Raw genomic sequence first — 24,662 nt, 5'->3', positions numbered from 1 at the left:
CCTCTTACGACTGTTTGATCGGGTACTTGGCGAATATCTCCTTGATCTCCCTGAAGGCGACGTCGACCGCGTCGGTCGCCTTGCTGCCCTTCTTTGCAACGGCGATCATTGCCTTGCTGTAGACGTGCTGCGCGTAGACTTCCGCCATCGCCGGATTGAAGACGTAGTAGTCCGGCGTGGTCGGGCCGAGCAGGCCCTGCTGGACGTAGCCCCTCAAATGCGGGTCCTTCGGGTTCTCCCAGAAGGGAGTCTTGGCCTCCTCCGGCATCGCAGGCAGCCAGCGGCCCAACCCGGTTTCGTTGAACTCCCGCAGGACGGCCGGCTGAATGAAGTACTTGAGGAAGTCCTTGGCCACCGCGACGTTCCTGGCGCCCTTGGGGATCACCGCATTGGTCATCCCGGTGATGCTAGTCACCGGCTTGCCGTCGTTGGTGGTCGGATAGAGCAGGCCATCGGTCACGATCTCGTCGTGATACCACTCGGGGTGCTTGGCCTTGACCGCCACCTCGGTCGACAACGTACCGTCGACATCCATCACCATAAGCTTGGCATGGAACGCATTGTTGTCGTCGGCGTCATTCCAGTTGATCGCACTTGGCGGCACATAGCCGTCGCGGTAAGCCCCGCCGAGATACTCGCAGGCCTTGATCGCTGCCGTCCTGATCCGGTCGTCGAGGTTGAGCGCGCCATCCTCCGTGACGATGCCCTGGCCGCCATAGCCGTGCATGAACGCATTGAACAGGTTGGCCGGATCGACGCCGTTGGCCGTCACCTGGAAGCCGAGCCCATAGACCTTGCGCTCGCCCTTCTTGCGCAGATTGTCCTGTACCTTCTTGTAGAAATCGAAATAGGCGTCCCACGTCCTCGGACGATCCGCCATGGTCATGTCAGCCTTCTCGACCAGGGACTTCCAGGTATGACAAGGCACGCACGCGCCACGGATCGGCACGCCGTAGAAAGCGCGCTTCTTCGTGACGTCGTTGTAGGCTTGGGCGGCCTTCAGGGCGGTCTGGCTGTATTTCGCCCTCTGCGTCTCGACGACGTCCTCGGTGTCGATCCATTTGTCCTGCCAGGCGTAGAGCTGCAGAATCTCACCCGGGTTGTTCTGGGTCACATCCGGGACGACGCCGCTGGTGACCGCGGAGACGATCTTCTGGCGCATCGGCGCGAACGGGATGATGCTGAGCTCGACCTTGTTGCCACTCGCCTTCTCGTAGTCGGCGACGGCCTTGCGCAGGGCGATATCCTCGTCCTCGACGAAGCCCTGCGCGAACCACACGGTCACCGTCTTGGCTTGAGCGTTGGCAATGTAGGGCCGTGCCAGGGTGCCGGCGGCCGCGAAGCCGAGCGACCCCTGCAGCAGCGAACGCCGCTTGTAGAGAGCCATGGTCGTCTCCTGTTCCCTGTTCGCACCGCGTATGTGACGCTGACGCAATTTTTTTGTTTTGGACGACTGATGAGCCAGGCTCGGAGGACAGACGCTTCGGGCCCGCCTCAACACCAACTAAAGTTGGATTCATTGACAGCGTAGCACGTCTCCAGATCCTGGGGAACGACCGAAACTGCGTGTTCTCCGCGTGATCGGCAGGCCGGCCAGCGAGCACCAGGGCGAACCGGGCCGCCTTATCGCCTGAAGCGGCCCGGGGTCAGCCCCGCCGCGATGTAGCGGCGGACTGCAAAGAACAGGGCGATGGGCGGCAGCGCATAGATCAGCGAGGCCGCCACCGGATAGTTCCAAGGTGTGTCCTCGTTGTCGAAGAAGGTCGCCAGCGTTATCGCCACGGTCTTGTTGCGGGGGGAGCTGAGCAGGATGAATTGGTACAGATACTCGTTCCAGGCGGTGAGAAACGCGAAAATGCCGACGACCGCCACGGCCGGCGCCATGAGCGGCAGATAGATCCGCGTGTACACCTGGATGGGCGTTGCGCCGTCGATCCGCGCCGCGTCGTCGAGCTCGACCGGGATCAACCGCCCGTACCATTGGAGGATCAGAAGCGCGTAGGGAACGGCAAAGGTCACGTTCGCGGCGATGACTGCCCATAGGGTGTCGAACAGGCCGTATTTGTGCATCAGCAGATAGAACGGGATGATCAGGAGATAGACCGGCACCGTGTACATGAGCAACGCAGCGGTCGAGATCACGCCGCCCCTGCCGCGCCACATCCGCCCCAGCGCGAAGCTGCCGAGCGAACTGATCAGCGCGGTGAAGGCCATCGTCATGGTGCCGATGAAAAGGCTGTTGCCGAACTGGAGCCAGAAATCCTTGAGGTACCAGTAGCCTTCGAAGAACACCCCGGCGAAGGCCTTGAGCGTCGGGTCCGACGGCCAGATGTCGCCCGTGAACTCGATATCGCCTTCGGGATCGAGGGCGATCAGCAGCAGGTTATAGAGCGGCAGCAACCACCAGATCAGCAACGCGACCGAGAGCACGGCCGCGCCCGCCGTATCGGCCCTTCGACGCCACCGGTAGATCGACCGGCGCCGGGAGGCGAGGGCGACGCTCATAGCTGCACCTCCCTCGTCTGAAGCCGGCGGATCAGCAGGACTCCGGCCGGGATCAGCACGGGCAGCGCCGCCATCACCGCGGCCACCCCCAGGTCGGGGCGACCGCTGTTGAGCAGAAACTCGACGCCAACCGTTGCCAGGACGGCCGTCGATCCGAGCGGCGCTCCGCCCGATACCATGTCGGGCGTGTTGTAATCGCCGAGCATCCAGATCGTCGCCAGCAAGGTGGAGATGAAATAGAGATTCGCCAGCAGCGGGATCACGACGTGGACGAAACGGCGCACCCCGGTGGCGCCATCGACCTCGGCGGCATCATAGAGGTCCTGTGGGATGGCCATGCGCCCGGCGAGGAAGATCAGGGTCCAGAACGGCATGCTCTTCCAGGTGTAGGCGACGATGTTGGCGCCGAGCGCGAGCCAGTAGTGGTCGAGCCAATCCGGACCGGCGATGCCGAACAGCTTCTCCAGCAGACTGTTCAGGAAGCCCCAATAGATCGTCATCCAGTGAAACGACATGAACGCGGTCTGCGCCGGGAGGGCCCATGGCAACATCGAAAGAACCAGCATCGCCTTGACCCACCATCCGCGACGCATGAAGAAGCCGGACAACAAAAGCGCGAGAAACACGCTGACATTCGCGCCGATACCGACATAAAGCGCGGTGCTGATCAGCGCCTCGACGTACTCGTCGCTCGAGAACAGCTCGACGTACAGCGCCGGATCGCCAGCCATCCAGAATCCATAGGCGATCGGATAGATGGCGAAAGCGAGCAGAACGCCGATATACGGTATGATGAACGCGACCGCCCAGGCGAACTCGGATCCGTGCAGATGGCTGCGCCAAACTGGCGGGCGGTACCGGTTGAGCCTGACGCGCCCGGCCGCGAGAACCTGCTGCGTGCTCATGCTTGGCCTCCCGTTCGCCCGAGACCATCCCGTTCATTCTATCCGAGAGCCTTTGTATTTTCCTCTCTAGAACACTGGCGCACAATCACCCGTCCGGCGATCCCAAGCCGTCGCGTGACGACATCGAGATGACCCGCGAGGTCAAAAAGGCGGCCGAGGCGTTGGGTATCTCGATCCACGACCACCTGGTGATCGGCCGCAAGGGCCACGTGAGCTTCAGGAGCCTCGGACTCCTGACGTAGGCATCGCCGTCTCCGCCTGGGCCAGCCAGTAGGTCATGTTCATCATCAGCGCCCCGCTGTCTGCCGACGACGACCAGGCCGGTGGCGATGCCGATGCGCGCAGCGACGGCGTCGCGGATTGCGAGGCCCGCGCGCACGGCCTGTTCGGGGTCATGCTCGTGAGCCTGCGGGTAACCGAAGTAGACGAGCACGCCGTCGCTCAGATATTGGGCGACGAAGCCGCCGAAGCGCGACACGACGGCGGTGATCTCCTCGTGGAAGGAAACCACCAGATCCCGCCTCTCCTCGGGATCGAGGCGCGGCGAAAGCGCAATCGGATCGGCGAGATGGCAAGCCAGGATCGTCAACTGTCGCCGCTCGGCGCCGCCCGGACGATCGTCGCCTGCCGTCACGCTTGGGACCGCAGGCGACGGGCTGAGCGGCCGATTGATGCGAAGCTCGGCGACGAGCGCTCTGGTAGCTTCGTCGGGTCCGGTGTCCAGCTCGCGCTTCAATAGCGCGGCGAGATCCTGGTAGTGCTTGAGGGCTTCGGCCCGGCGTCCCGTCGAGACCAGTGCCCTGACGAGCAGCCGGTGTGCATCCTCGCGCAGGCCGTTCACTCCGATGGCACGATGGGCAGCCTTGAGCGCGGCCTCGGCGTCGCCCGCCTGCAACGCCTGCTCGCCATGCCGGATCATGACGTCGACCGCCAGGCTTTCCAGCCGCAGCCGTTCCGCGCCGAGCCAATCGGCCCAGCCCTCTTCCGCGATAGTCACGTCGGCCAGCAGCGCATCGTGATAGAGGTCGGCGGCCGTGCCGAGCGACCTGCCCTCGTCGCGCAGGGCCTCCAGCCGAACGACGTCGCAATCGACCAGATCGGCGGCGAGGCAGATGTCGTCGCCGTCACCGACCAGCGCATCGCGCCCCAACGGTCGACGCAACCGGGACAGGGCCTGGCGCAGATTTTGCCGCGCCTGGGCCTCGAAATGCGAGCCCCAGAGAAGGGTCGCGAGCTTCTCGCGGGACTGCGGCTTCGGCCCTGAGCAGGCCAGGTACGCCAGCAACGCCACAAGCTTCTTGTGGGGCAGCTCGATCGGGCCCTCCGGCCCTGACAGCTCGAAGCGGCCGAGAAGCTTCAGTCTGTACTTGGGCGGCGGCACGCGGCGCTGATAGGGCTGCGGTTGATCGGCCGCAAGGGCCACATCCGTCGATTTCACGATCAAGTCACGCTGGCCTCTAGAGCGGCGTCACGCTGCCACGAGATGCTCCCGCCGTACAGCGGGGGAACGGATCATGGCCATTGGCGAGCGGCAGCTCGAGCGCAGGCTCTCGAACCTCACGATCTTCGCCACGTCCATCCTCGTGGCCGCGGCCGTCGCTGTCCTCGCCTGGCAGCCGGACCCGGATACCGCGAGTATGGCTCTCAATACCGGCACCACCGGGCCGACTCCCGTGTCACAGCAGTGCCGGGAAGCCGATAGGGCGGCGGTTGCCGACCTCGCCCGATTTCTCGGACGCAACGGCTCCACGGATGCTCCCGTCCTGGAGCGCGCCGTCCACATGCTCAACCTGGCTCGGCGGCACTGCTTCTACGACTGGAATGGCCGCGGACTGGACGACTACCAGTGGCTTCGCCGTTGGTTGGGCGAACATAGCTGGGACAGCGGGGAACGATGACAGAAGCCCGCGATCTGAGGCGTTCACGCGTCGGGACGTCGCCGCGCGTCACCGGCCATCGTCGTGCCGGTGGCCCTGTTCGGCCTCGCCGACACTCTGGTGCTTCGCCGCAAGTTCATTGCCGACGGGAGACAACGATGACTGAAGCCAACGATTCCGCGTCGAAAGGCTGGCCATTGTCGAGCCTGAACCGCCCGACCCAGGACATGCGGCTGGCGGCGCACCGCGAACGCGGCCGGCTGCTGCGCTCTCTGATCGCAAGCGCCGTGAGCACGGTGTGGTCAGCGTTCGCCCCTCATCGGAAACGACGGGAAAGCCGCCCCGCAGCAGTCACGAAACATCGGGAGGCATGATGGAGGCCTTGCTGAGCGGTCTGGCATTCGCCGCGTTCCTTCTCGCGCAGGTCGCCGCAGTCGTCGCCGTCCAGGCCGCGACCCCGTCGATAGCCTGCGCGGTCCGGGACGCGGCGACGTGAGCCTGGTGGCCTTCAATCGATTTTCCCACCGTGCTGGCGGCGCGGCGTTCGGCGCCGACGATCTGGTGCGGCCTCAAGGGCTGGCCCAAGGAGGCTCGCGATCGAGGTGCCGGAGTACGGATCGCCCTGCCGACCGGCCTATTGGCCGGCCTCGACTCTCTCCAGCCAGTACGCCATGCCCATCGCGCGGTACATCGCTGTCGCCGCTGCGAAGTGCTCCTTGGCCTGAACACTCTCGCCGGTGCGACGGCAGAGCTTGCCGAGACTGACATGGCAGTGCGCCATCAGCGGGCGGAAGCCGAGTGTTTCCGATAATGCCAGCGCCTCGCGGTAATGGCCGCGCGCCTGCTCGGCGGGATCACGACGCGCCGATATCTCGGCCACGAGGCGCAGCGAAGCCACCACCCAGCCGCGCTGTCCGCGTTCCCGCGAGAGCGCAAGGCTGCGTTCGGCGCAGGCCAGAGCGTCGTCGAGCCGGTCGGCAAGAATGAAGACCTCGCCGAGATAGATAAAGCCGAGCGGCAGCATCATGGCGGCCTCGCGCGTCGCCTGCTTTGCGGCGATCGCCTGCTCGAGCAAAGGGATACCCTCGGCCCGCCGTCCCAGCAGCGCATGGGCATAGCCCAGGCCCTCCAAGTTGAACGCCGACATGAAGGTAAGATTCCACTCGTTGCTCACCACTTTCCCGCGTTCGAGCAGACCAATGGCGTCGCCGAATTCTCCCTTGATGATGTGATGGCGGGCGAGAGCCCATAGGGCGTAGACGAGGCTGTAGGGGTGATCGACCGCCTCGGCGAGCCGCACAGCTTCCTGCCCGCGATCGAGCGATTCGGCGAACCGTCCCTGGTCGGCATAGATCCAGGTCAGGTAGCCGAGCGCTCCCACCGCCGGCAGAATGGTCTGGCCAAACCGTTCGCGCCGCCGGTCGCCTTCCAGCCCGGCGAGAACCTTGAGAAGAAGCTCCTCGGCTTGTCGATAGTCGCCGGCAAAGACACAGGCCCCGCCCAGATCGCCATTGGCCGCCATCTGAAGCAAGGGATCTCCGAGCGAATCGGCAATCGCCTGGGCAGTCTGCCCGAACCCGATGGCTTCCGTAAGGTGACCGCCCATGCGGTTGCTGTGACAGAGATAGACGAAAAGCAGCGCCAATCGCCGTTGATCATCGAGCTTGCGCGCCAGCCCTTCGGCTTCGCGAAGCCGGGCGACGGTGCGATCGAACTCGCCGAGCTGGATGAGGACGGAGCGAAGCTCGAATCGAATATCGATCGCCTGCTCGAGGCTCTTCCGGGTCTCGGGTTGGGTGCCGAGGAAATCGAGCGCCCGCTCGAACGATGTGACCGCCTCTTGGTTGGCCGACCGGGCACTGGCGAGCCGGCCTGCCTTGACCCAGTAGCCGATCGCGTCGCCGCCGAGGCCGGCCTCGGTGAAATGATGAGCGACGACCTCGGGCTGGCTGTCGGCCAACGCCGGGAACCGCTCGACCAGCACCCGGGCGATGGTCGTATGCAGCTGGCGCCGCCCGCCTCGCAGCAGCATGTTATAGGCCGCGTCCTGCACCAGCGCGTGCTTGAACGCATAGGTCGCTTCCGGCGGCGTGCCGCGCCGGGAGACAAGGCCTGAGCCAACGAGCCGCTCGAGGGTCGAGTCGAGGTTCACCGCATCAAGGCCCGACACCGCAGCGACCAGCGCGTGGGAGAACTCGCGACCGATCGCGGCGCCGGTCTGCGCGATCTCCTTGGCCGGCCCGAGCCGGTCGAAACGCGCCACCAGCGAGGCCCGCAGGGTCGTCGGGATGGCATGCGGCGGCAGCGGCATCTCGAGCTCGTAGCGGTCCGCCGTCTCGCGCAGCAGCCCGCTCTCGATGAGCGAGCGCGTCAGCTCCTCGACGAACAGAGGCACGCCATCGGTCTGGGCGAGGATGTGCTCGACGACCGCCTCGGGCAGCACCTTGTCGCCGGTCACGCCGGCCATGATCTGCGCGCTGTCGCGGCGGCCGAGGCGGCGCAACGCCAGCATCGTCACATGCGGCTGGCCGACCCAGGGCGGCCGGAACTCCGGCCGAAAGGTGCCGATCAGCAGCACGGGAAGATGGGCGGCCCGGGCAATCAGGCGATCGGCCAGGTCGAGCGAGGTCGGATCGATCCAGTGCGCATCTTCGAACACGACGAGGACCGGGCCGCGCATCGCAAGGCCCTCGATCTGGTCGACGAGCGCGGTGAGCAGCATCTCGCGCTTGTGCTGAGGGCTCGCCGCCAGGACCGGATGGGCCTCCCGCTGGGGCAACCCCATCAACTCGGCCACCAGCGCCGCGTCCCGCCGCACGTTCTTCGAGGTCGGCGTGAACAGGACGTCCAGCTTGTCGAGCTTGGTGTCGGCGTCATCGCCGGCTTCGAAGCGCGCTGTCACTTCGAGATGCCCGATGATCGGATGGAGCGGACTGCTGCTGCTGTGGGGCGCGCAGAAATAGCGAAGGCTGGTCGGCTGCTCGCCCTCGAGCCCGAGGCTCAGGCCTTCGGCGATGCGCGACTTGCCGATGCCGGCTTCGCCCGAGATCAGCACGACCTGGCCTTCGCCGCGCCTTGCCCGCCGCCAGCGGCGCAGCAGCAGATCCATCTCCTCGCGCCGGCCAACCAGCGGCGACAGCGTCCGTCCGCGCAGCGCCTCGAAGCGGCTGACGCCGGCGATCTCCTCCAGCACCCGCCACGCCTCGAGGGGCGCCGATCCCGGCATCTCGACGGTTGGCAGCGGCCGGTACGCGAACATCTGCCCGACGAGGCGGCGCGTGCTCGAACCGATCACGACCTCGCCGGGCGAGGCCGCGGCCTGCAGCCGCGCCGCCAGGTTCGGCGTCTCGCCGATCGCGACGCGCTGCACCGTTCCCGCGATCCGCTGCTCGCCGACGACGACCAGTCCCGTGGCGATGCCGATGCGCACGCCGGACGCGGTGCCGAGCCCGCCGGCCGCGTCGCGGATCGCAAGACCCGCGCGCACGGCCTGTTCGGCGTCGTGCTCGCCCGCACTGGGGTAGCCGAAATAGACGAGCACGCCGTCATTCAGGTACTGGGCGACGAAGCCGCCGAAGCGCGCGACCGCATCGGCAACGGCTTTGTGGAACGAGCCGATCAGCTCGTGCATGTCCTCCGGATCGAGCCGGGCCGCGAGGGCGACCGAATCAGCGATATGACAGGCGATGATCGTGAGCTGCCGTCGCTCGGAGCCGACCGGACGGACCGCCGCAGGCATCGCCTCGTCCGGTGTCGTCTCGGGTTCGGCGCGCTCGTGCGTCGTCTGGCGGCGCAGCTCGGCGACCAGCGCGCGGGTGGCGCCATCGGGCTCAGCGCTGAGCTCGCGCTTCAGCAGCGCGGCGAAGCCCTGGTAGTGCCTGAGCGCCTCGGCCTTGCGCCCCGTGCCGGCCAGCCCGCGCACCACCAGGCGATGGGCATCCTCGCGCATGTTGTTCAGCGCGACGGCGCGGCGGCCGGCCTGCAGCGCCTGCTCGGCGCGACCGACCGCCAGCTCCTGCTCGCCCAATCGGACCAGCGCGCCGAGCGCGAGATCCGACAGCCGCTCGCGCTCGGCCGCCAGCCATTCGTTCCACCCCTCCTCGCGCACAGCGAGGTCGTCGATCAGGCGGCCGCGATAGAGCTCGGCCGCCGCGCTCAAGGCGTCGCGGCTGCCGTCGCGAACCAGTGTCTCGAATCGGCTGACATCGCAATCGACCGCTGCGGGGTCGAGCCACACGGATTCGGAATCGCTCTCCAATGCGTCGCCCAACACCCGGCGCAGGCGCGACAGGGCCTGCCGCAGGTTCTGCTTGGCCTGCGCATCGAAGTACGAGCCCCACAGCAGGGCCAACAGTTTCTCACGCGACTGCGGCCGCGGCGCCGTGCAGGCCAGGTAAGCCAACAACCCCGCAAGCTTTCCGCCCGCCAAGTCGACAGCGCCGGCCGGCCCCGTCAGCTCAAAACGTCCCAGCAGCGCAAGACCGAATCTTGAGGACGGCGCGTCGCCCATAAATGTGTCCACTCGAATTGCCCAACGACACGCGACAGAGATGCTACGCAGCGCATATCCTACGCGGTCCATCGAAGCGCCATCAACAGCAGGACGGCGGCTTGCCAGGATGACGCCGCTGTCACAGGCCAAGCAGCGCGTCGTAGCCCTTCGCGCCGAGCTGCAGCAGGCAGAAGCCGTGACCGAACGGATCGGCCAGCATGGCGATGCGGCCGTAGGGCGCGTCCTTGGCCGGCGCTTCGAGCTTGGCGCCGGCGCGGACCGCGCGCTCGACGGCGGCGTCGACGTCGTCGACCACGACGTCGAGATGGCACGGCGTCCAGTGCCGCTCGTAGCGCCGCAGGTCGCCACCGGCGCCGACCGTGCCGGCGGGCTTGGCGAGCAGGTAGACCGGCGATTCCCAGCCCAGCAGCTCGACGAAATCCTTGCCGAAGCGGCGGCCGGCCTCGAGGCCGAACGCCTCGGTGTAGAAGCGCGTACCGGTCTCGGCATCGGGCACGTCGATGTTGATCAGCACGCTCACGGCCGCCGACTATGGCGGTTCGGAGACGCCGCGCCAGCGGTTTTCGGGCCTGATCGCCCGGCCGGGCTGCTATCATCGGCGCTCTGGGAGGGGGAGAAAAATGCCGACACTGCTGGCCAGGAACGCCGACGTGCTGGTCACGATGGACGACGCGCGGCGCGAGCTGCGCAATGCCGGACTCTACGCCGAGGACGGCTTCATCAAGCAGGTCGGGCCGACCGCCGAGCTGCCGGCCACCGCCGACGCGGTGATCGACCTCACGGGCCAGATCGTGCTGCCGGGCTTCGTCAACACCCATCACCATCTCAACCAGACGCTGACCCGCAACTTCCCCGGCGCGCAGAACAACAACCTCTTCCCCTGGCTGAAGGCGCTCTACCGCGCCTGGGCGCGCACCGACGCCGAGGGCTCGCGCGCCAGCACGCTGATCGGCCTGGCCGAACTCGCGCAATCGGGCTGCACCACGGTGTTCGACCACACCTACGTCTTCAAGAACGGCAACAACGTCGACTGCCAAATCGAGGCGGCGCGCGACTTGGGCGTGCGCTTCCATGCCAGCCGCGGCTCGATGTCGCTCGGCGAATCCAAGGGCGGCCTGCCGCCCGACGACTGCGTCGAGGACGAGGACTTCATCCTCAAGGACAGCCAGCGCGTGATCGAGCGCTACCACGACGGCAAGCCCGGCTCGATGACCCAGGTCGTGCTGGCGCCCTGCTCGCCTTTCTCGGTGACGGCGGAGCTCCTGAAGGAGTCGGCCAGGATGGCGCGGCACTACAAGGTCAAGCTGCACACCCATCTCTGCGAGACGATGGACGAGGAGCGCTACACCCTGGAGCGCTTCCAGCTGCGCCCGGTCGACTGGATGGAGACGCTGGGCTGGCTGGGCGACGACGTCTGGTTCGCCCACGCCATCCATGTCGACGACGAGGAGATCGCCAAGTTCGCCCGCACTGGCTGCGGCGCCGCCCACTGCCCGTGCTCCAACATGCGGCTGGGCTCGGGCATCGCGCCGGTCAAGAAGTACATGGCGGCCGGCGTGAAGGTCGGGCTGGGCGTCGACGGCTCGGCGAGCAACGATTCCTCCAACATCATCGCCGAGGCGCGCCAGGCGATGCTGCTGGCGCGCCTGCGGCTCGGCCTGCTGCCGCCCGAGGGCCCGCGCAAGTACATGTTCCTGGGGCCGTCGCACGCGGTGCGCGCCGGCGAATGGATGACCGCCCGCGAGGCGCTCGAGCTCGCCACCATCGGCGGCGCCCGAGTGCTGGGCCGCAGCGACATCGGCTCGCTCGAGGCCGGCAAGTGCGCCGACTTCTTCTCGCTCGACCTCGACACCGTGGCTTACGCGGGCGCGCTGCACGATCCGGTGGCGGCGGTGCTGTTCTGCGCGCCGCAGCAGGCGCGTCACACCGTCGTGCACGGCCGCCAGATCGTGCGCGACGGCGAGATCGTCACCATGGACATGCGGCCGGTGATCGGCACCCACAACCGCTGCGCCGCTCGCCTGCTCGAGGGATAGCGGAAACCGCGCAAACTGCGCAAACTCCCGCGCGGGGGCGCGCCATTTTCGACCATTTCCGACCATTTCCGACCATTTTCACCATTTCTTGCCGGCGCGAAAAATGGTGGGCCGAAGGCCTTCGGCAGCTCTGACGGGATCGAGATCTGACATTGCGGACTCCTGTGCAGAAAGTGGGCGCACAGGATAAGGCCGGCCGCAGCGGCGACCTATTATGGGCAATGGCCGCGCGAAAAAGCCAACAAAGACGCGCCTAAATCACGGTTCCATTGCCCATAATGACGGCCTGGACGGCGTCGTTTCCGGGGTGCTCGGCCCCTTGCCGGCACAAATGCCCGATAATTGCGGCCAAGCCGGTCGCTCTTTTTCTTTTCGGCAGAAAAAGAAAAGGAGCGCTCGATCCCTCGAGGGCGCGCGTCGGCCCTTAGAGCATATTCCGTTCGGCTGGAATCAGCCGAACGGAATATGCCTGCTGCAACAACAATGCCCGTGCGCGCATTTCCGGGCAGATGGAACCGCAAGCGGTTCCATCTGCCCGGAAATCGCTCTAGCGCTGGCGGTGCGACTTCGGGAAGTGGCCCGCGACCTCGCGATGCTTGGCGCGGCCCGGCTTCCATTCGCGCAGGCGCTGGAAGACGACGTAGAGCATCGGGATGAGGAAGATGCCGATGGTGCTGGCGACCAGCATGCCGGCGAACACCGAGGTGCCGATGTCGCGCCGGCTGATCTGCGCCGCGCCATGCGCCCACACCAGCGGCACCAGGCCGAGGATGAAGGCGAACGAGGTCATCATCACCGAGCGGAACCGCATGCGCGCGCCCAAGGTGGCGGCGTGGTACAGCTCGAGCCCCTTCTCGCGCTGCTCCTTGGCGAACTCGACGATCAGGATGCCGTTCTTGGCGGCGAGCGCGATCAGCACCACCAGGCCGATCTGGGCATAGAGATCGACCGTCAGCCCGGCGATGATGATGCCGCCATAGGCGCCGAGCACGCCGATCGACACCGAGAGCAGCACCGGCAGCGGGATCACCCAGCTCTCGTACAGCGCCACCAGGAACAGGTAGGCGAAGATCACCGCCAGCGCGAGGATCGGCCCGGTCTGCCCGGCCGCCTCGTATTCCTGGTAGGCGGTGCCGGTCCATTCGAAGGCGTAGCCCTGCGGCAGCGTCTTGTCCGACACCTCTTTCATCGCGACCAGCGCGTCGCCCGACGAGCCGCCGGGCGCCGGCGCGCCGTTGATGGTGATCGAGCGGTAGTTGTTGTAGCGGGTGATGACCTGCGGCCCGAGCACGAAGCGCAGCTCGGCGATCGAGCGGACCGGCACCATCTCGCCCCGCCGGTTGCGTATCTGGATCTGCCAGATATTCTCGATGTTGCGGCGGTCCTGGGCCTCGCCCTGGATGTTGACCTGCCAGGTGCGGCCGTAGAGGTTGAAGTTGTTGACGAACAGGCCGCCCAAGGTCGACTGCAGCGCCGTGAAGACGTCGCTCATCGACAGGCCCAGCGCCTGCGCCTTGTCGCGGTCGATATCGAGGTAGATCGACGGCGTGGTCGCGGTGAAGGTCGAGAAGACGCGGCTGAGCCGTGGATCCTGGTTGGCCGCCGCGACCACGCCCTGCATGACCGCGCCGAGCTGCACCGGGTCCTGGCCCTCCAGCGCCTCGAGCTGGTACTCGAAGCCGCCGCTGGTCGACAGGCCGATGATCGGCGGCAGGTTGAAGGCGACGACGGTGGCGGTGCGGATCTGCATGCTCTCCGCGAAGGTGCGCCGGATCAGCGCCTGCGCCGAATCGGCTGCGGCGCGGCGGTCCTCGAACGGCCTCAGCTTGGCGACGGCGAAGGCGGCGTTGGACGAGTTGGCGCCGTCGAGCAGCGAGAAGCCGATCACCGTGAACACGTCCTGCACCTGCGGCATGCTCTTGAGCATCGCCTCGGCCTGGCGGACCGTCTCGCTGGTGCGCGCCACCGACGCGCCGGGCGGCAGTTGGATGTTGAGGAAGAAGGCGCCCTGGTCCTCCTCCGGCAGGAATGAGGTCGGCGTGATGCGCGCCAGCCCGAAGATGCCGCCGCCGATCAGCGCCACCAGCGGGATCGAAATGAAGGACACGCGGATCAGCCGCTGGACCAACCGGGCATAGCCGTCGCGCACCACGTTGATCGCGCGCAGCACGTGGTAGATCGGCCCGCGCGTCGGGATCTCGTGGCGCAGGAAGATGGCGCACAGCGCCGGCGACAGCGTCAGCGCCACGATCGCCGAGATCAGCATGGCGACGCTGATCGTCACCGCGAACTGGCGGAACAGCTGGCCCGAGATGCCGGGAATGAACGCCACCGGCACGAACACCGAGAGCAGCACCAGGCTGATCGCGACGATCGGTCCGGTGATCTGGCGCATCGCCTCGTTGGTCGCCTCGTGCGGCTCCATCGCAGGGTTCTCCTGCATCACGCGCTCGACGTTCTCGACCACCACGATGGCGTCGTCGACCACGATGCCGATCGCCAGCACCAGGGCGAGCAGCGACACGGTGTTGGCCGAGTAGCCCATCATCAGCAGGAAGGCGAAGGTGCCGATCAGGCTGACCGGCACCGCGACCGCCGGGATGATGGTGGCGCGGATGCTGCCCAGGAACAGGAACACCACGATCACGACCAGGATGAAGGCCTCGCCGACCGTGACCAGCACTTCCTTGATGGTGTCGTTGACGAAGACGGTCGAATCGTAGACCACGCGCGCCCTGAGATCCTCGGGGAAGCGGGCCGAGAGCCGCTCGAGCACCTTGTTGACGGCGCCCGCGGTCGCCACGGCATTGGCGTCGGGCGCGAGGTAGAGCGCCACGCCGACCGAGGGCTGGCCGTTGATCCGCGTCTCGGTGTCGGAGTTCTGGGCGCCCATCTCGACCCGCGCGACGTCGCCGATGCGCAGCACCGAGCCGTCCTGGTTGGCACGCAGCACGATGTTGCGGAACTGGTCGGGCGTGGTCAGCGTGCCCTGGGTCTGGACGTTGAGCTGGAACTGCTGGTCGTCGGCGACCGGCCGCGCGCCGATGCGGCCGACCGGCGCCTGCACGTTCTGCGCCTGGATCGCCTGCACCACGTCGGACGGCGCGAGGTTGAGGCTGGTCAGCCGCTGGGTGTCGAACCAGATGCGCATCGAGTAATTGAGCTTGCCGAACAGCAGCGCCTGGCCGACGCCCGGCGTGCGCGCCAGCTCGTCGAGCACGTTGATGGTGGCGTAGCTGGTGATGTAGACGGGCGAGAGCTTGCCGGTCTCGCTGTAGAGATTCATGAATTGCAGGATCGCCGCCGAGCGCTTGATCACCGTCAGGCCCTGCAGCTGCACCGCCTGCGGCAATTGCGGGATCGCCGTCTGCACGCGGTTGTTGACGTTGACCGTGGCGGTGTCGGGATTGGTGCCGACCGCGAACGAGACGGTGAGGTTGTAGCTGCCGTCGTTGCCGCTGGTCGACTTCATGTAGATCATCTTGTCGACGCCGACGATCTGCGCCTCGAGCGGCTGGGCGATCGCGGCTTCGACCACGGCGGCCGACGCGCCGGGATAGCTGGCGGTGACCTGCACGCGCGGCGGCACGATGTCGGGGAACTGCGCCACCGGGATGCGCAGCATCGAGATCGCGCCGGCCAGCGTGATCACGATGGCGATGACGACCGCGAGCCGTGGCCGCCGGATGAAGGCGGCGGAGATCACGGCCTGCCGGAGTTGGAGGGGCCGGAGCCGGACGGGGCGCCGACCGATGCGCCGGCCGGCGGCTGGATCTGCGGCGCGGCCGGCCCCGGCGACACGACCTGGCCCGGGCGCACACGCTGGATGCCGTCGACCACCACGGTCTCGCCGTCGGTCAGGCCATTGACGATCGAGGCCAGCACCGGCGTCGACTGGCCGAGCTTGACCCGCCGCTTCTCGGCCTTGTTGTCCTTGGACACGACGAAGACGTAATCGCCCTCCTGGTCGGCCAGCACCGATGCGCGCGGCACGGCGATCGCCTCGGTCGGGTTGACGTCCTGCAGGATCGCCATCACCAGCTCACCGTCGATCAGCCGCCGCTTGGGATTCGGCACGACGCCGCGCAGGATCATGGTGTCGGTGTTGCCGGTCACCGAATTGTCGATGAAGTCGAGCCGGCCGGCCAGGTCATAGAGGCTGCCGTCGGGCAGGCGCACGCGGATCACTTGCGCCTCGACCTTGCCGCCGCTCTTCTGCTGCAGCTCGATCACCGTCCGCGTCGGCACCGGAAAGATGACGTACATCGGGTCCTGGCTGACGATCGACACCAAGGTGCCGCTGCCCGGATTGACGTAGTTGCCGGCGGTGATGGCGGTGCGGCCGATCTTGCCGTCGATCGGGGCGCGTATCTCGGTGTAGTCGAGGTTGATGCGCGACTGGTCGAGCTGCGCCTCGGCCGCCAGCACCTGCGCCTTCAGCGCCTGCTGGTTGGCCGTCGCGAGATCGACCTGGGCCTGCTGGCCGGCCGGCGTCTTCAGGAGCTGCAGCCCGCGGGCGAGCACGATCTCGGCGTTCTGCAGTTGCGCCTTGAACTGCTGGACGGCGGCCTCCTTGGCCTGGACGTCGGCGCGAAACGGCGCCTGCTCCAGCCGGTACAGGAGCTGGTTCCGCCTGACCTCGGTGCCCTCGGTGAACAGCACCTCATCGAGGTATGCGGCGACGCGCGCCACCAGGTTGACCCGGTTGGTCGACTGGATGCGGCCGATATACTCGCTCGATTGGGTGATCGGCTGGCGCGTGGCCGCGACCACGCCGACGGCCGGCGGCCCGCCGCCGGGCTGCTGCGCCCAGGCCGGCGCACCGGCAAGCAACGCCATCGCCGCAATCAGACGAACCACTCCCACCCTGTTCTCACCGTTTCGTATCGTTGCGCGGCAGTATACACATCCAGGGCCACTTGGGAGCGCAGTATGGCAGGCAAAACCTATGTCGGCATCGGCGGCTGGACGTTCGAGCCATGGCGTGGCGTCTTCTATCCGGACAATCTCACCCAGAAGCGCGAGCTCGAGTACGCCAGCCGCAAGCTCACATCGATTGAAATCAACGGCACGTATTATTCGAGCTTCAAGCCGGCGAGCTGGGCCAAGTGGAAGAGCGAGACGCCGGACGGCTTCGTGTTCTCCATGAAGGCCTCGCGCTTCTGCACCAACCGCCGCGTGCTGGCCGAGGCCAAGGAATCGGTCGAGCGGTTCGTGAACCAGGGGTTGGTCGAGCTGGGCGACCGGCTGGGACCGATCAACTGGCAGTTCATGGGCACCAAGAAATTCGACGTCGAGGACATCGCAGCCTTCCTGAAGCTGCTGCCCACGCAGGCCGGCAAGCTGCCGCTGCGCCACGCGCTGGAGGTGCGCAACGACACCTTCAAGGACGAGCGCTTCTACGATCTCTGCCGCAAACACAATGTCGCGATCATCTTCGCCCACGATCCCGACTTCCCCGAGATCGACGAGCCGACCGCCGACTTCACCTACGCCCGGCTGATGAGCGCCGAGGACAAGGTGAAGACCGGCTACAAGCCGGCCGATCTCGACAAGTGGGCGAAGAAGGCCAAGGCCTGGACCAAGAAGGGCGACGTCTTCATCTACTTCATATCCGGTGCAAAGGTGCGCAATCCCGCGGCGGCGCAGGCATTGATCGAGCGGCTGTCGTGATCCAGCCGTTCCCCGCCGGCTTCCGCATCGAGGAGATCAAGGCCAACGGCGTCGCCATCCACACGCGGATCGGCGGGCCTGCCAGCCACGGAGGCCCGGTCGTGCTGCTGCACGGCTTCGCCGACACCGGCGACATGTGGGCGCCGGTCGCGGCGGCGCTGGCGCCCACGCACACCGTGATCGCGCCCGACCTGCGCGGCATGGGCCTCTCCTCCCAGCCGGCCGGCGGCTACGACAAGAAGACCCAGGCGCGCGATATCGCGGGCGTGCTCGATGCGCTGAAGATCGATGCGGTGGCCCTGGTCACGCACGACATCGGCAACATGGTGGGCTACGCCTTCGCCGCCCAGTTCCCGGCGCGGGTGACGCGCTGGGTGGCGATGGATGCGCCGCTGCCCGGCATCGGCCCGTGGGACGAGCTGCTGAAGAGCCCGATGCTGTGGCACTTCAATTTCCGCGGCCCCGACATGGAGCGGCTGGTCGCCGGCCGCGAGCGCATCTATCTCGACCGCTTCTACAACGAGCTGTCGGCCAATCCCGCGGCGATCGACGAGGCGACGCGCGATCACTATGCCCGGCTCTACGCCCGGCCGGGCAACATGCACTGCGCCTTCGAGCAGTTCGCGGCTTTTGGCCAGGATGCCGCCGACAACAAGGCCTTCGCGCAGGGGCCCAAGCTCGCCATGCCCATCCTGGCGGTCGGCGGCGACAACTCGTTCGGCACCATGCAGGCCGAGGTCATGCGCTTCGTCGCAAGCGACGTCGCCGCCCACGTGATCGCCGGCTCCGGCCACTGGCTGATGGAAGAGCAGCCTGCCGCCGCAGTCGCCGCGATCGAGGACTTCCTCCAATGACCGACAAGGTGAAGCGGCGGCTGACCACCGTCCTGTGCGCCGATGTGCACGGATACTCCCGTCTCATGGAGGCTGACGAAGCGGGAACGTTGGCGAAGCTGCGCCGCTACCGCGCCGCCATCGCAGGCCTGGTGGAGCGCCATGACGGGCGGATCGTGAATACCTGGGGCGACGCGGTGATCGCCGAGTTCGCCAGCGTCGTCGAGGCCGTGCAATGTGCGATCGAGATCCAGCAGGAAGTTTCCAGCCAGGAGCCCGACCCGTCCGACCCGCACCGCATGCGCTTCCGCATCGGCATCAACCTCGGCGATGTGATGGTGGACGGCTCCGACATCTACGGCGACGGGGTCAATATCGCGGCACGGCTACAGGAACTCGCCGAACCCGGCGGCGTCGTGATCTCCAGTCCCGTGTACGATCAGGTGCACAATAAATTGTCGGTTGGCTTCGACTGTCTCGGCCAGCAGCAGATGAAGAACGTTGCTCCCGTGATCAGTTATCGCGTGGCCATGGCCGGCGGCGGTCAGCGCGGCGTCCGCGTCGACGAAAGCTCCGCTCCCCAGGGCGATGCGGCAGCCTCGCAGGCTGGCGCACCTGGGCCTCGCGATACACACCAGCCGTCGACGCGGATGCACGTCGTCTCGCAGTGGCTCGCGAACCTGCCCCGTCCCATTGCGGCGGCCCTCGTCATTGCGGGATTTCTGGTCCTGATCAATCTTTTCACCAACCCGCACCGGCTCTGGTTCCATTGGCCGGTCGCCGCCTTGCTGTTCGTTGCCGTCCTGCGGACAGTGCGCCGGCGCGGCCGGAGATCGGACAGGAAGGAAGACCGCTGAACGGGCCGTGAGGCGGTCCGGCCGCCTTTCCCCGAACGGCGAAATTCCGCCCGTGGGGGTTGACGGGGCGCCCGTCGCAGCCGATATTTAACCCTATGGTTAACTATCAAGCCGCACCGCTCGACCGGACCTTCGCGGCCCTCGCCGACCCGACCCGCCGCGCCCTGCTGGCGCGGCTCGACGCGGAAGACAGCCTGTCGGTCAGCGAGCTCGCCAAACCCTTCCCGGTGTCGCTGCCGGCGATCATGAAGCATCTCGACGTGCTGTCCGACGCCGGCTTGATCAGCCGCAGCAAGACCGGCCGCACCGTCACCTGCCAACTCACTCCGGCGCCGATGGAGCAAGCGATGGAATGGCTCGCCCGCTACGAGCGCTACTGGACCGAGCAACTCGACCGCCTCGCTGCATTCCTGGAGGAAGACCAATGGCAACCAAACCCTCCCTCGTCCTCAAGCGACGGCTCAAAGCCGCGCCGGAAAAAGTCTACGAAGCGTGGACCAAGCCGGAGCAAATGACGCAATGGTGGGGCGTCGCCGGAGGCCCCAAGTCGCCGATCGCCGAGACCGACCTGCGCGTCGGCGGCCGCTTCCGCGTGCAGTTCTGGGATCCCAAGAACGAGCACCACAGCGTCAGCGGCATCTATCGCGAGGTCGTGCCCAACCGGAAGCTCGCCTTCTCCTGGGCCTGGCAGACCACGCCGGAGCGTGAATCGCTGGTGACGATCGAGCTCAACCCGGTGACCGACGGCACGATGCTGACGCTCACCCACGAGCAGTTCTTCAGCGAGCAGGCGCGCGACGATCACGGCCGCGGCTGGAACGCCTCGCTCGACCGGCTGGAGGCCTTGCTGCGATGAACGTCGACCAGGCTTTCGCCGACCTGCCCGGCGATCCGGCCGCGTTGGCGATCGTCGTGCAGGGCCTGCTGATGCACGAGCACGTGGCACCGGCCTACGGCCTCGCCCTGAGCGCGGCCAAGCATGCCGAGGCGCATGTCCGCCCGGTGGAAGAGGTCGTGCGCCAGATCCTGGCGCACGACCAGCGGCCGCTCACCTCGGCGCGCGCGCCCGACCAGCGGCAGGTCGGCGTCTGCCGGCACTTCACGCTGCTGCACGTCGCGATGCTGCGCCGCGCCGGTCTGCGCGCCCGCGCGCGTTGCGGCTTCGGCGCCTATTTCGAGGCCGGCAAGTTCATCGACCACTGGGTCACCGAATACTGGAACGATGACCGCAAGGCCTGGGTGCTGGCCGACGCCCAGCTCGACGCCCGCCAGCGCGAGCTGTTCAGGATCGCCTTCGATCCGCTCGACGTGCCGCGCGATCGGTTCCTGGTCGCCGGCGACGCCTGGCAGCGCTGCCGCGCCGGCACGGCCGATCCGGGCAAGTTCGGCATCCTCGACATGTATGGTCTGTGGTTCATCGCCGGCAACGTCATCCGCGACGTCGCCGCGCTGAACGACAAGGTGATGCTGCCGTGGGACGTCTGGGGCGCCATGACCCGGGAGGACGAGGGAATCGACCGCGCCTTCATCGACCGGCTGGCCGCCCTCACCGTCGAGCCCGACCGCCAATTCGGCGAGCTGCGCGCGATCTACCAGGATCCGCGCGTCAAAGTGCCCGCCACCGTGTTCAACGCCGTCCGCAATCTTCCCGAAGCCGCCTGAAGGAGACCGTCATGCAAGCGCACAAGACCGTGTCCCGCGAAGAATGGCTCGTGGCCCGCCGTGCCCATCTCGCCAAGGAGAAGGAGCTCCTGAAGGCCAAGGACGAGCTGCGCCGCGCGACGCGCGAGCTGCCCTGGGTGAAGCTCGACAAGGACTACGTGTTCGAGGGGCCGAACGGCAAGGAGACGCTCGCCGACCTGTTCGCCGGCCGCAGCCAGCTGATCGTCAAGCACTTCATGCTGGGACCGGGCTGGACGGAAGGCTGCGTCGGCTGCTCGTTCGGCGCCGACCAGCTCGACGGCTCGGTCGTCCACCTGATGAACCACGACGTCATGTTCACCGCCATCAGCCGCGCGCCCTATCCGGAGATCGCCGCCTTCCACAAGCGCATGGGCTGGACCTTCAAGTGGGTGTCGTCGTTCGGCTCGGACTTCAACTTCGACTACCACGTCTCCTTCACCGAGGAGGAGAAGAAGGCCAACCGCTCCTTCTACAATTTCGAGGAAGGCCCCTATTTCCACGACGAGCTGCCGGGCTACAGCGTCTTCTACAAGGACGAGGCGGGGGACGTTTTCCACACCTACTCGACCTTCTCCCGCGGCACCGAGATGGTGGGCGGCGTCTACGGTTTCCTCGACGTCACGCCCAAGGGCCGCAACGAGCCGCCCGGCACCAACCTTTCCGACTGGGTCCGGCACCACGACAAATACGCGGAAAAACCCGGAGATTCCTGCTGCCACAGCTAGCCGGGATGGGTGTAAGCTCGCGGCCGTAGCAAGGAGGAATCCATGCCCGCGCTGTCGCTCGACCATTGGAATGTGTTCTGCAAAGACCTGAAGAAGACCGTCGCCTTCTACGAGAAGTACGTCGGTCTTCGCGACGGCGACCGTCCGCCGTTCAACTTCCCCGGCGCCTGGCTCTATGCCGGCGAAAAGGCGATCCTGCACCTCGTGTCCGAAAGCGGCCGCAAGGACCATGGCGGCGGCGCGATCGACCACGTCGCGATCAACTGCGCCGACATCCGCGGCACGATCGACCGCATCAGGAAGGACAAGGTCCCGTTCGAGGTCCGCAAGGTCCCGGCGCGGCCGTTGCAGCAGGTCTTCCTGCACGATCCCGACGGCATCATGATCGAGCTCAACTTCTGGCACGAGGCCGACGTCCCGGAGATCGACAACTCCGCCAAGCTCCCCGGCGACCGCCTCAAGGCGGAGAAGAAGCCGGCCAAGAAGGCCAAGGTCCCGGCCTAGAGCATATTCCGTTCGGCTGGAATCAGCCGAACGGAATATGCCTGCTGCAACAACAACGCCCGTGCGCGCATTTCCGGGCAGATGGAACCGCGAGCGGTTCCATCTGCCCGGAAATCGCTCTAGCCGGCCTTGCCGCCCTTCGGCAGACCGACGAGCGGGTTGGGCACAGGCGGCCCGACCTGCCGCAGAGTGTTGGTGTCGCGATGGTCGAACGGCGGCTCCTTGCCCCGGAGCGCCAGGTCCGTGCGCGTCACGTAGCTCCAGCTCCCGTCGTCGTTGAAGGTGATGTCGATCCGATAGTAATCGGTGCGGAACGCCTGCTCGAGAAAAGGGGTCGAGCAGATGCCGAACCGCGTATCGCCGCGCCGCGCTTCCACCGAGATGCGCTTGTCGTCGGCGCGCGCCGTGCCGCCTGCCAGCACCGCCTGGCCGCGCGGAATGGTAAGGGACTGCATGATCAGCCCGGTCGCCGGCTCCCACAGCCAGTAGCCGACCTGATCGTGGAAGGTGATGGCTTCCTCGGGCGTGTTGATGTGAATGTGGTAGCGCAGGCCGTAGAGCAGTTGGGGCCCGTTGGTCTGCGGGTCGATCGGCGTCATCTCGACACGCTCGCGGAACACGCGCCGCTCGGAACCGTCCGCCTTGGGATTGATGTCCACCCCCTTGTCGGACTGCCAGACGCCAGCCAGGCGACGAAGCGGGCCGAGATTGGCCAGCGTGTCCGGCGAGAAATCCGGCTCGGTGAAGATGTCGTCGAGGGTGTTCGGCATCGGCTTTCCCATCTGGTTCCAGAAATGCGCGGTCGCTAGTCGAGCGTGTTCGTTCGACTGAGCTTCTCCCAGTACGCGGCCGGCAGGAGATCCTTGCCTGCCAGGAGATGGGAGAGATATTCGCGCGTCGGCTTCAGCCCCTCGCCGATCTTGAGCGCGATATAGGTCACCGCCGCGACGGTCTCGCCGGTGTCGGCGCGGACCACCGGCACGGTCTGCCGCCTGTAGTGGCCGCCCGCCACGCCTTCCCAGATGTCGAGCACCGCCAGTCCCGCCTCCGGCATCCGGTTCAGCGTGCCGTGCACGACCTCGCCGGCGGCCTCGACGATGTTGCCGGCCGCCGCGCCTCCGGGCGCGCGCGCGATCTTGTTGAACGCCAGCCGCCAGCCGTCGAGCCGGCCGCCGATGCGCGGCCCCATCTGCACCGCCCGCTCCTTCAGCCGCTGGTCGGCGAGCCGCGCCGGATTCATGTTCGAGCCGTAGGCGAAGTACCAGATCACGGCAGCCTCCAGACGCGCACCGGCTGATCGTAGCCGCGGATCGGCAGCGGGCCGAGATCGACCGCGTCGACCGCTTCGGCGGCCTTGCGCACCGGCTCGCTGAGCAGCAGCCGCGCGCCGGTCTCCTTGGTGAGCTGCTCGAGCCGGGCGGCGAGGTTCACGGTGTCGCCGATCGCGGTGTACTCCTTGCGCCGCGGCGAGCCGATCGAGCCGGTGATCGCCTCGCCGATATGGACGCCGATGCCGACCCTGAGCTGGCGCTGCGGATGGGCGCGGTTCCAGGCATCGACCGCCGCCAGCATGTCGCGCCCGGCAGCCAGCGCATTCCCCGCGGCGCGGGGATCGGTCAGGGCGGCGCCGAACAGGGCGAGGAAGCCGTCGCCCAGGAACTTGTTGATGAAGCCGCCGTGGCGATCGACGATCTCGATCATCTCGGCGAAGAAGTCGTTGAGCAGGGTCACCGTCTCGTCGGCCGAGCGCGTGCGGGTCATGGCGGTGAAGCCGCGGATGTCGAGGAACATCACGCAGACGGTGCGCCGCTCGCTCTGCACGTCGGCGCCGAGCAGCTGCTCGACCACCACCGGCGAGACGTGCTGGCCGAACAGGTTGGTGATCTTGTCGCGCGCCTGGGCGGCGGCGACCGACTTCTCGAACTGCTGCAGCACGGTGCGGGCGACGATGGCGGCGGCAATGCCGGCCAGCATCAGCATGACGCTGCGGCTGAAATGGTAGACCAGCGCCTCCTGCGGCAGCTCGCCGGACCGATCGAGCGGCAGCAGCCAGACGGCGAGGCTGAACTGCTGGACGGCGGCGACGAAGCCCGTCCACAGCGACAGCCAGAAGTCGAGCCGCAGCGTCGACAGCACGATGAACACGAAATAGAGCATCGGCGGCCAGAAGCCGAACACCAGCTGCGGCTCCATATGGCGTGCCAGCACGAAGATGATGACGCCGGGCAGGCTGGTCTCGATCAGCGCATTGAGGAAGCGCGCCGGTTGCGGGAAGTCGAGGCCCCGGCCGATGCGATAGGTGAGCACGGTATGCGCGACCAGCTCGAACAGGATGAACGGGCCGATGCCGGCGAGCGGCATCCACCAGGCGATGCCGTGGGGAAACAGCCGTTCGCGCAGGTCGGGCAGGACCCGCAGGCCGATCGAGGTGAAGCCCACCAGGAAAACCAGGATCGCCGCGACGATGCGCATGCGCCGCTGCTCGCTGCGCAGGACCTCGCGGCGAAGCTGCTTGGCAAAATCGCCGGAACTCTCGGCCATCAGGTGCCAA

21 protein-coding genes and 2 pseudogenes are annotated in these 24,662 nt (G+C 66.9%); 12 read left to right on the top strand and 11 right to left on the bottom strand.

The window, feature by feature from the left end:
* Positions 1-4 precede the first annotated feature (4 nt).
* From J0J01_RS06225 to J0J01_RS06215, 3 genes are all read right to left on the bottom strand, one after another.
* A complete protein-coding gene (locus tag J0J01_RS06225; protein WP_296379369.1) occupies positions 5-1,387 on the bottom strand; it encodes an extracellular solute-binding protein in 1,383 nt (460 codons plus the stop codon).
* 236 nt (positions 1,388-1,623) lie between these two features.
* On the bottom strand, positions 1,624-2,505 hold the full coding sequence (locus J0J01_RS06220; protein ID WP_296379368.1) for a carbohydrate ABC transporter permease: 882 nt from the start codon (positions 2,503-2,505) through the stop codon (positions 1,624-1,626).
* A complete protein-coding gene (locus tag J0J01_RS06215) occupies positions 2,502-3,410 on the bottom strand; it encodes a sugar ABC transporter permease (RefSeq protein ID WP_296379367.1) in 909 nt (302 codons plus the stop codon). The genes J0J01_RS06220 and J0J01_RS06215 overlap by 4 nt, the downstream gene beginning before the upstream one ends.
* Before the next feature lie 74 nt (positions 3,411-3,484).
* Between J0J01_RS06215 and J0J01_RS06210 the strand changes: the two are divergent.
* Positions 3,485-3,652, top strand: a pseudogene (locus J0J01_RS06210) (JAB domain-containing protein); the annotation flags it as partial.
* 443 nt (positions 3,653-4,095) lie between these two features.
* Here J0J01_RS06210 and J0J01_RS06205 read toward each other — a convergent pair.
* Positions 4,096-4,701, bottom strand: a pseudogene (locus J0J01_RS06205) (BTAD domain-containing putative transcriptional regulator); the annotation flags it as partial.
* A gap of 223 nt (positions 4,702-4,924) precedes the next feature.
* On the opposite strand from J0J01_RS06205, the gene J0J01_RS06200 reads away from it, so the two are divergent.
* A complete protein-coding gene (locus J0J01_RS06200; protein WP_296379366.1) occupies positions 4,925-5,308 on the top strand; it encodes a hypothetical protein in 384 nt (127 codons plus the stop codon).
* Positions 5,309-5,445: 137 nt separating this feature from the next.
* Entirely contained in the window at positions 5,446-5,661 is a 216-nt protein-coding gene (locus J0J01_RS06195; protein ID WP_296379365.1) for a hypothetical protein, read from the top strand.
* Positions 5,662-5,921: 260 nt separating this feature from the next.
* Here J0J01_RS06195 and J0J01_RS06190 read toward each other — a convergent pair whose 3' ends face one another.
* Positions 5,922-9,797, bottom strand: coding sequence for a BTAD domain-containing putative transcriptional regulator (locus J0J01_RS06190; protein ID WP_296379364.1), 3,876 nt, complete (start codon positions 9,795-9,797; stop codon positions 5,922-5,924).
* 121 nt (positions 9,798-9,918) lie between these two features.
* Positions 9,919-10,320 carry a VOC family protein gene (locus J0J01_RS06185; RefSeq protein WP_296379363.1) on the bottom strand — a complete coding sequence of 134 codons (402 nt, stop codon included), beginning with the start codon at positions 10,318-10,320 and terminating at the stop codon, positions 9,919-9,921.
* 100 nt (positions 10,321-10,420) lie between these two features.
* On the opposite strand from J0J01_RS06185, the gene J0J01_RS06180 reads away from it, so the two are divergent.
* Complete coding sequence (locus J0J01_RS06180; protein WP_296379362.1) at positions 10,421-11,836, top strand: 8-oxoguanine deaminase; 1,416 nt, start codon at positions 10,421-10,423, stop codon at positions 11,834-11,836.
* A gap of 547 nt (positions 11,837-12,383) precedes the next feature.
* On the opposite strand, the gene J0J01_RS06175 is transcribed toward J0J01_RS06180, so the two are convergent.
* Together J0J01_RS06175 and J0J01_RS06170 are read right to left on the bottom strand one after the other, a co-directional pair.
* Complete coding sequence (locus tag J0J01_RS06175) at positions 12,384-15,542, bottom strand: multidrug efflux RND transporter permease subunit (protein WP_296379361.1); 3,159 nt, start codon at positions 15,540-15,542, stop codon at positions 12,384-12,386.
* Positions 15,539-16,696, bottom strand: a complete 1,158-nt coding sequence (locus tag J0J01_RS06170) for an efflux RND transporter periplasmic adaptor subunit (protein WP_296379359.1) — start codon at positions 16,694-16,696, stop codon at positions 15,539-15,541. Before J0J01_RS06170 ends, J0J01_RS06175 begins: the two co-directional genes overlap by 4 nt.
* A 72-nt stretch (positions 16,697-16,768) precedes the next feature.
* Here J0J01_RS06170 and J0J01_RS06165 point away from each other — a divergent pair, with 72 nt between their 5' ends.
* The 8 genes from J0J01_RS06165 to J0J01_RS06130 all read left to right on the top strand — a co-directional run bounded on the left by J0J01_RS06165 (position 16,769) and on the right by J0J01_RS06130 (position 22,111).
* A complete protein-coding gene (locus tag J0J01_RS06165; protein ID WP_296379358.1) occupies positions 16,769-17,509 on the top strand; it encodes a DUF72 domain-containing protein in 741 nt (246 codons plus the stop codon).
* Positions 17,509-18,363 carry an alpha/beta hydrolase gene (locus J0J01_RS06160; RefSeq protein WP_296379403.1) on the top strand — a complete coding sequence of 285 codons (855 nt, stop codon included), beginning with the start codon at positions 17,509-17,511 and terminating at the stop codon, positions 18,361-18,363. The genes J0J01_RS06165 and J0J01_RS06160 overlap by 1 nt, the downstream gene beginning before the upstream one ends.
* Positions 18,360-19,199: an adenylate/guanylate cyclase domain-containing protein gene (locus tag J0J01_RS06155; protein ID WP_296379357.1), complete on the top strand. Its 840-nt coding sequence runs from the start codon at positions 18,360-18,362 to the stop codon at positions 19,197-19,199. Before J0J01_RS06160 ends, J0J01_RS06155 begins: the two co-directional genes overlap by 4 nt.
* 95 nt (positions 19,200-19,294) lie before the next feature.
* Positions 19,295-19,714, top strand: coding sequence for a metalloregulator ArsR/SmtB family transcription factor (locus tag J0J01_RS06150; protein WP_296379356.1), 420 nt, complete (start codon positions 19,295-19,297; stop codon positions 19,712-19,714).
* Positions 19,711-20,055, top strand: coding sequence for an SRPBCC domain-containing protein (locus J0J01_RS06145; RefSeq protein ID WP_296379355.1), 345 nt, complete (start codon positions 19,711-19,713; stop codon positions 20,053-20,055). Before J0J01_RS06150 ends, J0J01_RS06145 begins: the two co-directional genes overlap by 4 nt.
* Positions 20,052-20,861 (top strand): transglutaminase domain-containing protein, encoded by an 810-nt coding sequence (locus tag J0J01_RS06140; RefSeq protein ID WP_296379354.1) that lies wholly within the window; start codon positions 20,052-20,054, stop codon positions 20,859-20,861. The genes J0J01_RS06145 and J0J01_RS06140 overlap by 4 nt, the downstream gene beginning before the upstream one ends.
* 11 nt (positions 20,862-20,872) lie before the next feature.
* Entirely contained in the window at positions 20,873-21,607 is a 735-nt protein-coding gene (locus J0J01_RS06135; RefSeq protein ID WP_296379353.1) for a thioredoxin family protein, read from the top strand.
* 42 nt (positions 21,608-21,649) lie between these two features.
* Positions 21,650-22,111: a VOC family protein gene (locus tag J0J01_RS06130; protein WP_296379352.1), complete on the top strand. Its 462-nt coding sequence runs from the start codon at positions 21,650-21,652 to the stop codon at positions 22,109-22,111.
* 119 nt (positions 22,112-22,230) lie between these two features.
* Here J0J01_RS06130 and J0J01_RS06125 read toward each other — a convergent pair whose 3' ends face one another.
* From J0J01_RS06125 to J0J01_RS06115, 3 genes are read right to left on the bottom strand one after another with little or no spacing between them, the layout of a single operon-like run.
* Positions 22,231-22,881 carry a heme-binding beta-barrel domain-containing protein gene (locus tag J0J01_RS06125; protein WP_296379351.1) on the bottom strand — a complete coding sequence of 217 codons (651 nt, stop codon included), beginning with the start codon at positions 22,879-22,881 and terminating at the stop codon, positions 22,231-22,233.
* Between the two features lie 35 nt (positions 22,882-22,916).
* Positions 22,917-23,381, bottom strand: a complete 465-nt coding sequence (locus J0J01_RS06120) for a gamma-glutamylcyclotransferase family protein (protein ID WP_296379350.1) — start codon at positions 23,379-23,381, stop codon at positions 22,917-22,919.
* Positions 23,378-24,652 carry an adenylate/guanylate cyclase domain-containing protein gene (locus tag J0J01_RS06115; protein WP_296379348.1) on the bottom strand — a complete coding sequence of 425 codons (1,275 nt, stop codon included), beginning with the start codon at positions 24,650-24,652 and terminating at the stop codon, positions 23,378-23,380. Before J0J01_RS06115 ends, J0J01_RS06120 begins: the two co-directional genes overlap by 4 nt.
* Between the last annotated feature and the right edge of the window lie 10 nt (positions 24,653-24,662).

It is taken from the genome of Reyranella sp. (assembly GCF_017305915.1).
Taxonomy (GTDB): Bacteria; Pseudomonadota; Alphaproteobacteria; order Reyranellales; family Reyranellaceae; genus Reyranella.
The sequence above is the reverse complement of the archived record's forward strand: the minus strand, read 5'-3'. Positions and strand labels throughout refer to the sequence as shown.

Coding starts and splice junctions, on each gene's coding strand:
- J0J01_RS06225 (WP_296379369.1), bottom strand. CDS start 1,387: ATGGCTCTCTACAAGCGGCGTTCGCTGCTGCAGGGGTCGCTCGGCTTC.
- J0J01_RS06220 (WP_296379368.1), bottom strand. CDS start 2,505: ATGAGCGTCGCCCTCGCCTCCCGGCGCCGGTCGATCTACCGGTGGCGT.
- J0J01_RS06215 (WP_296379367.1), bottom strand. CDS start 3,410: ATGAGCACGCAGCAGGTTCTCGCGGCCGGGCGCGTCAGGCTCAACCGG.
- J0J01_RS06200 (WP_296379366.1), top strand. CDS start 4,925: ATGGCCATTGGCGAGCGGCAGCTCGAGCGCAGGCTCTCGAACCTCACG.
- J0J01_RS06195 (WP_296379365.1), top strand. CDS start 5,446: ATGACTGAAGCCAACGATTCCGCGTCGAAAGGCTGGCCATTGTCGAGC.
- J0J01_RS06190 (WP_296379364.1), bottom strand. CDS start 9,797: ATGGGCGACGCGCCGTCCTCAAGATTCGGTCTTGCGCTGCTGGGACGT.
- J0J01_RS06180 (WP_296379362.1), top strand. CDS start 10,421: ATGCCGACACTGCTGGCCAGGAACGCCGACGTGCTGGTCACGATGGAC.
- J0J01_RS06165 (WP_296379358.1), top strand. CDS start 16,769: ATGGCAGGCAAAACCTATGTCGGCATCGGCGGCTGGACGTTCGAGCCA.
- J0J01_RS06155 (WP_296379357.1), top strand. CDS start 18,360: ATGACCGACAAGGTGAAGCGGCGGCTGACCACCGTCCTGTGCGCCGAT.
- J0J01_RS06150 (WP_296379356.1), top strand. CDS start 19,295: ATGGTTAACTATCAAGCCGCACCGCTCGACCGGACCTTCGCGGCCCTC.
- J0J01_RS06145 (WP_296379355.1), top strand. CDS start 19,711: ATGACGCAATGGTGGGGCGTCGCCGGAGGCCCCAAGTCGCCGATCGCC.
- J0J01_RS06140 (WP_296379354.1), top strand. CDS start 20,052: ATGAACGTCGACCAGGCTTTCGCCGACCTGCCCGGCGATCCGGCCGCG.
- J0J01_RS06135 (WP_296379353.1), top strand. CDS start 20,873: ATGCAAGCGCACAAGACCGTGTCCCGCGAAGAATGGCTCGTGGCCCGC.
- J0J01_RS06130 (WP_296379352.1), top strand. CDS start 21,650: ATGCCCGCGCTGTCGCTCGACCATTGGAATGTGTTCTGCAAAGACCTG.
- J0J01_RS06125 (WP_296379351.1), bottom strand. CDS start 22,881: ATGCCGAACACCCTCGACGACATCTTCACCGAGCCGGATTTCTCGCCG.
- J0J01_RS06115 (WP_296379348.1), bottom strand. CDS start 24,652: ATGGCCGAGAGTTCCGGCGATTTTGCCAAGCAGCTTCGCCGCGAGGTC.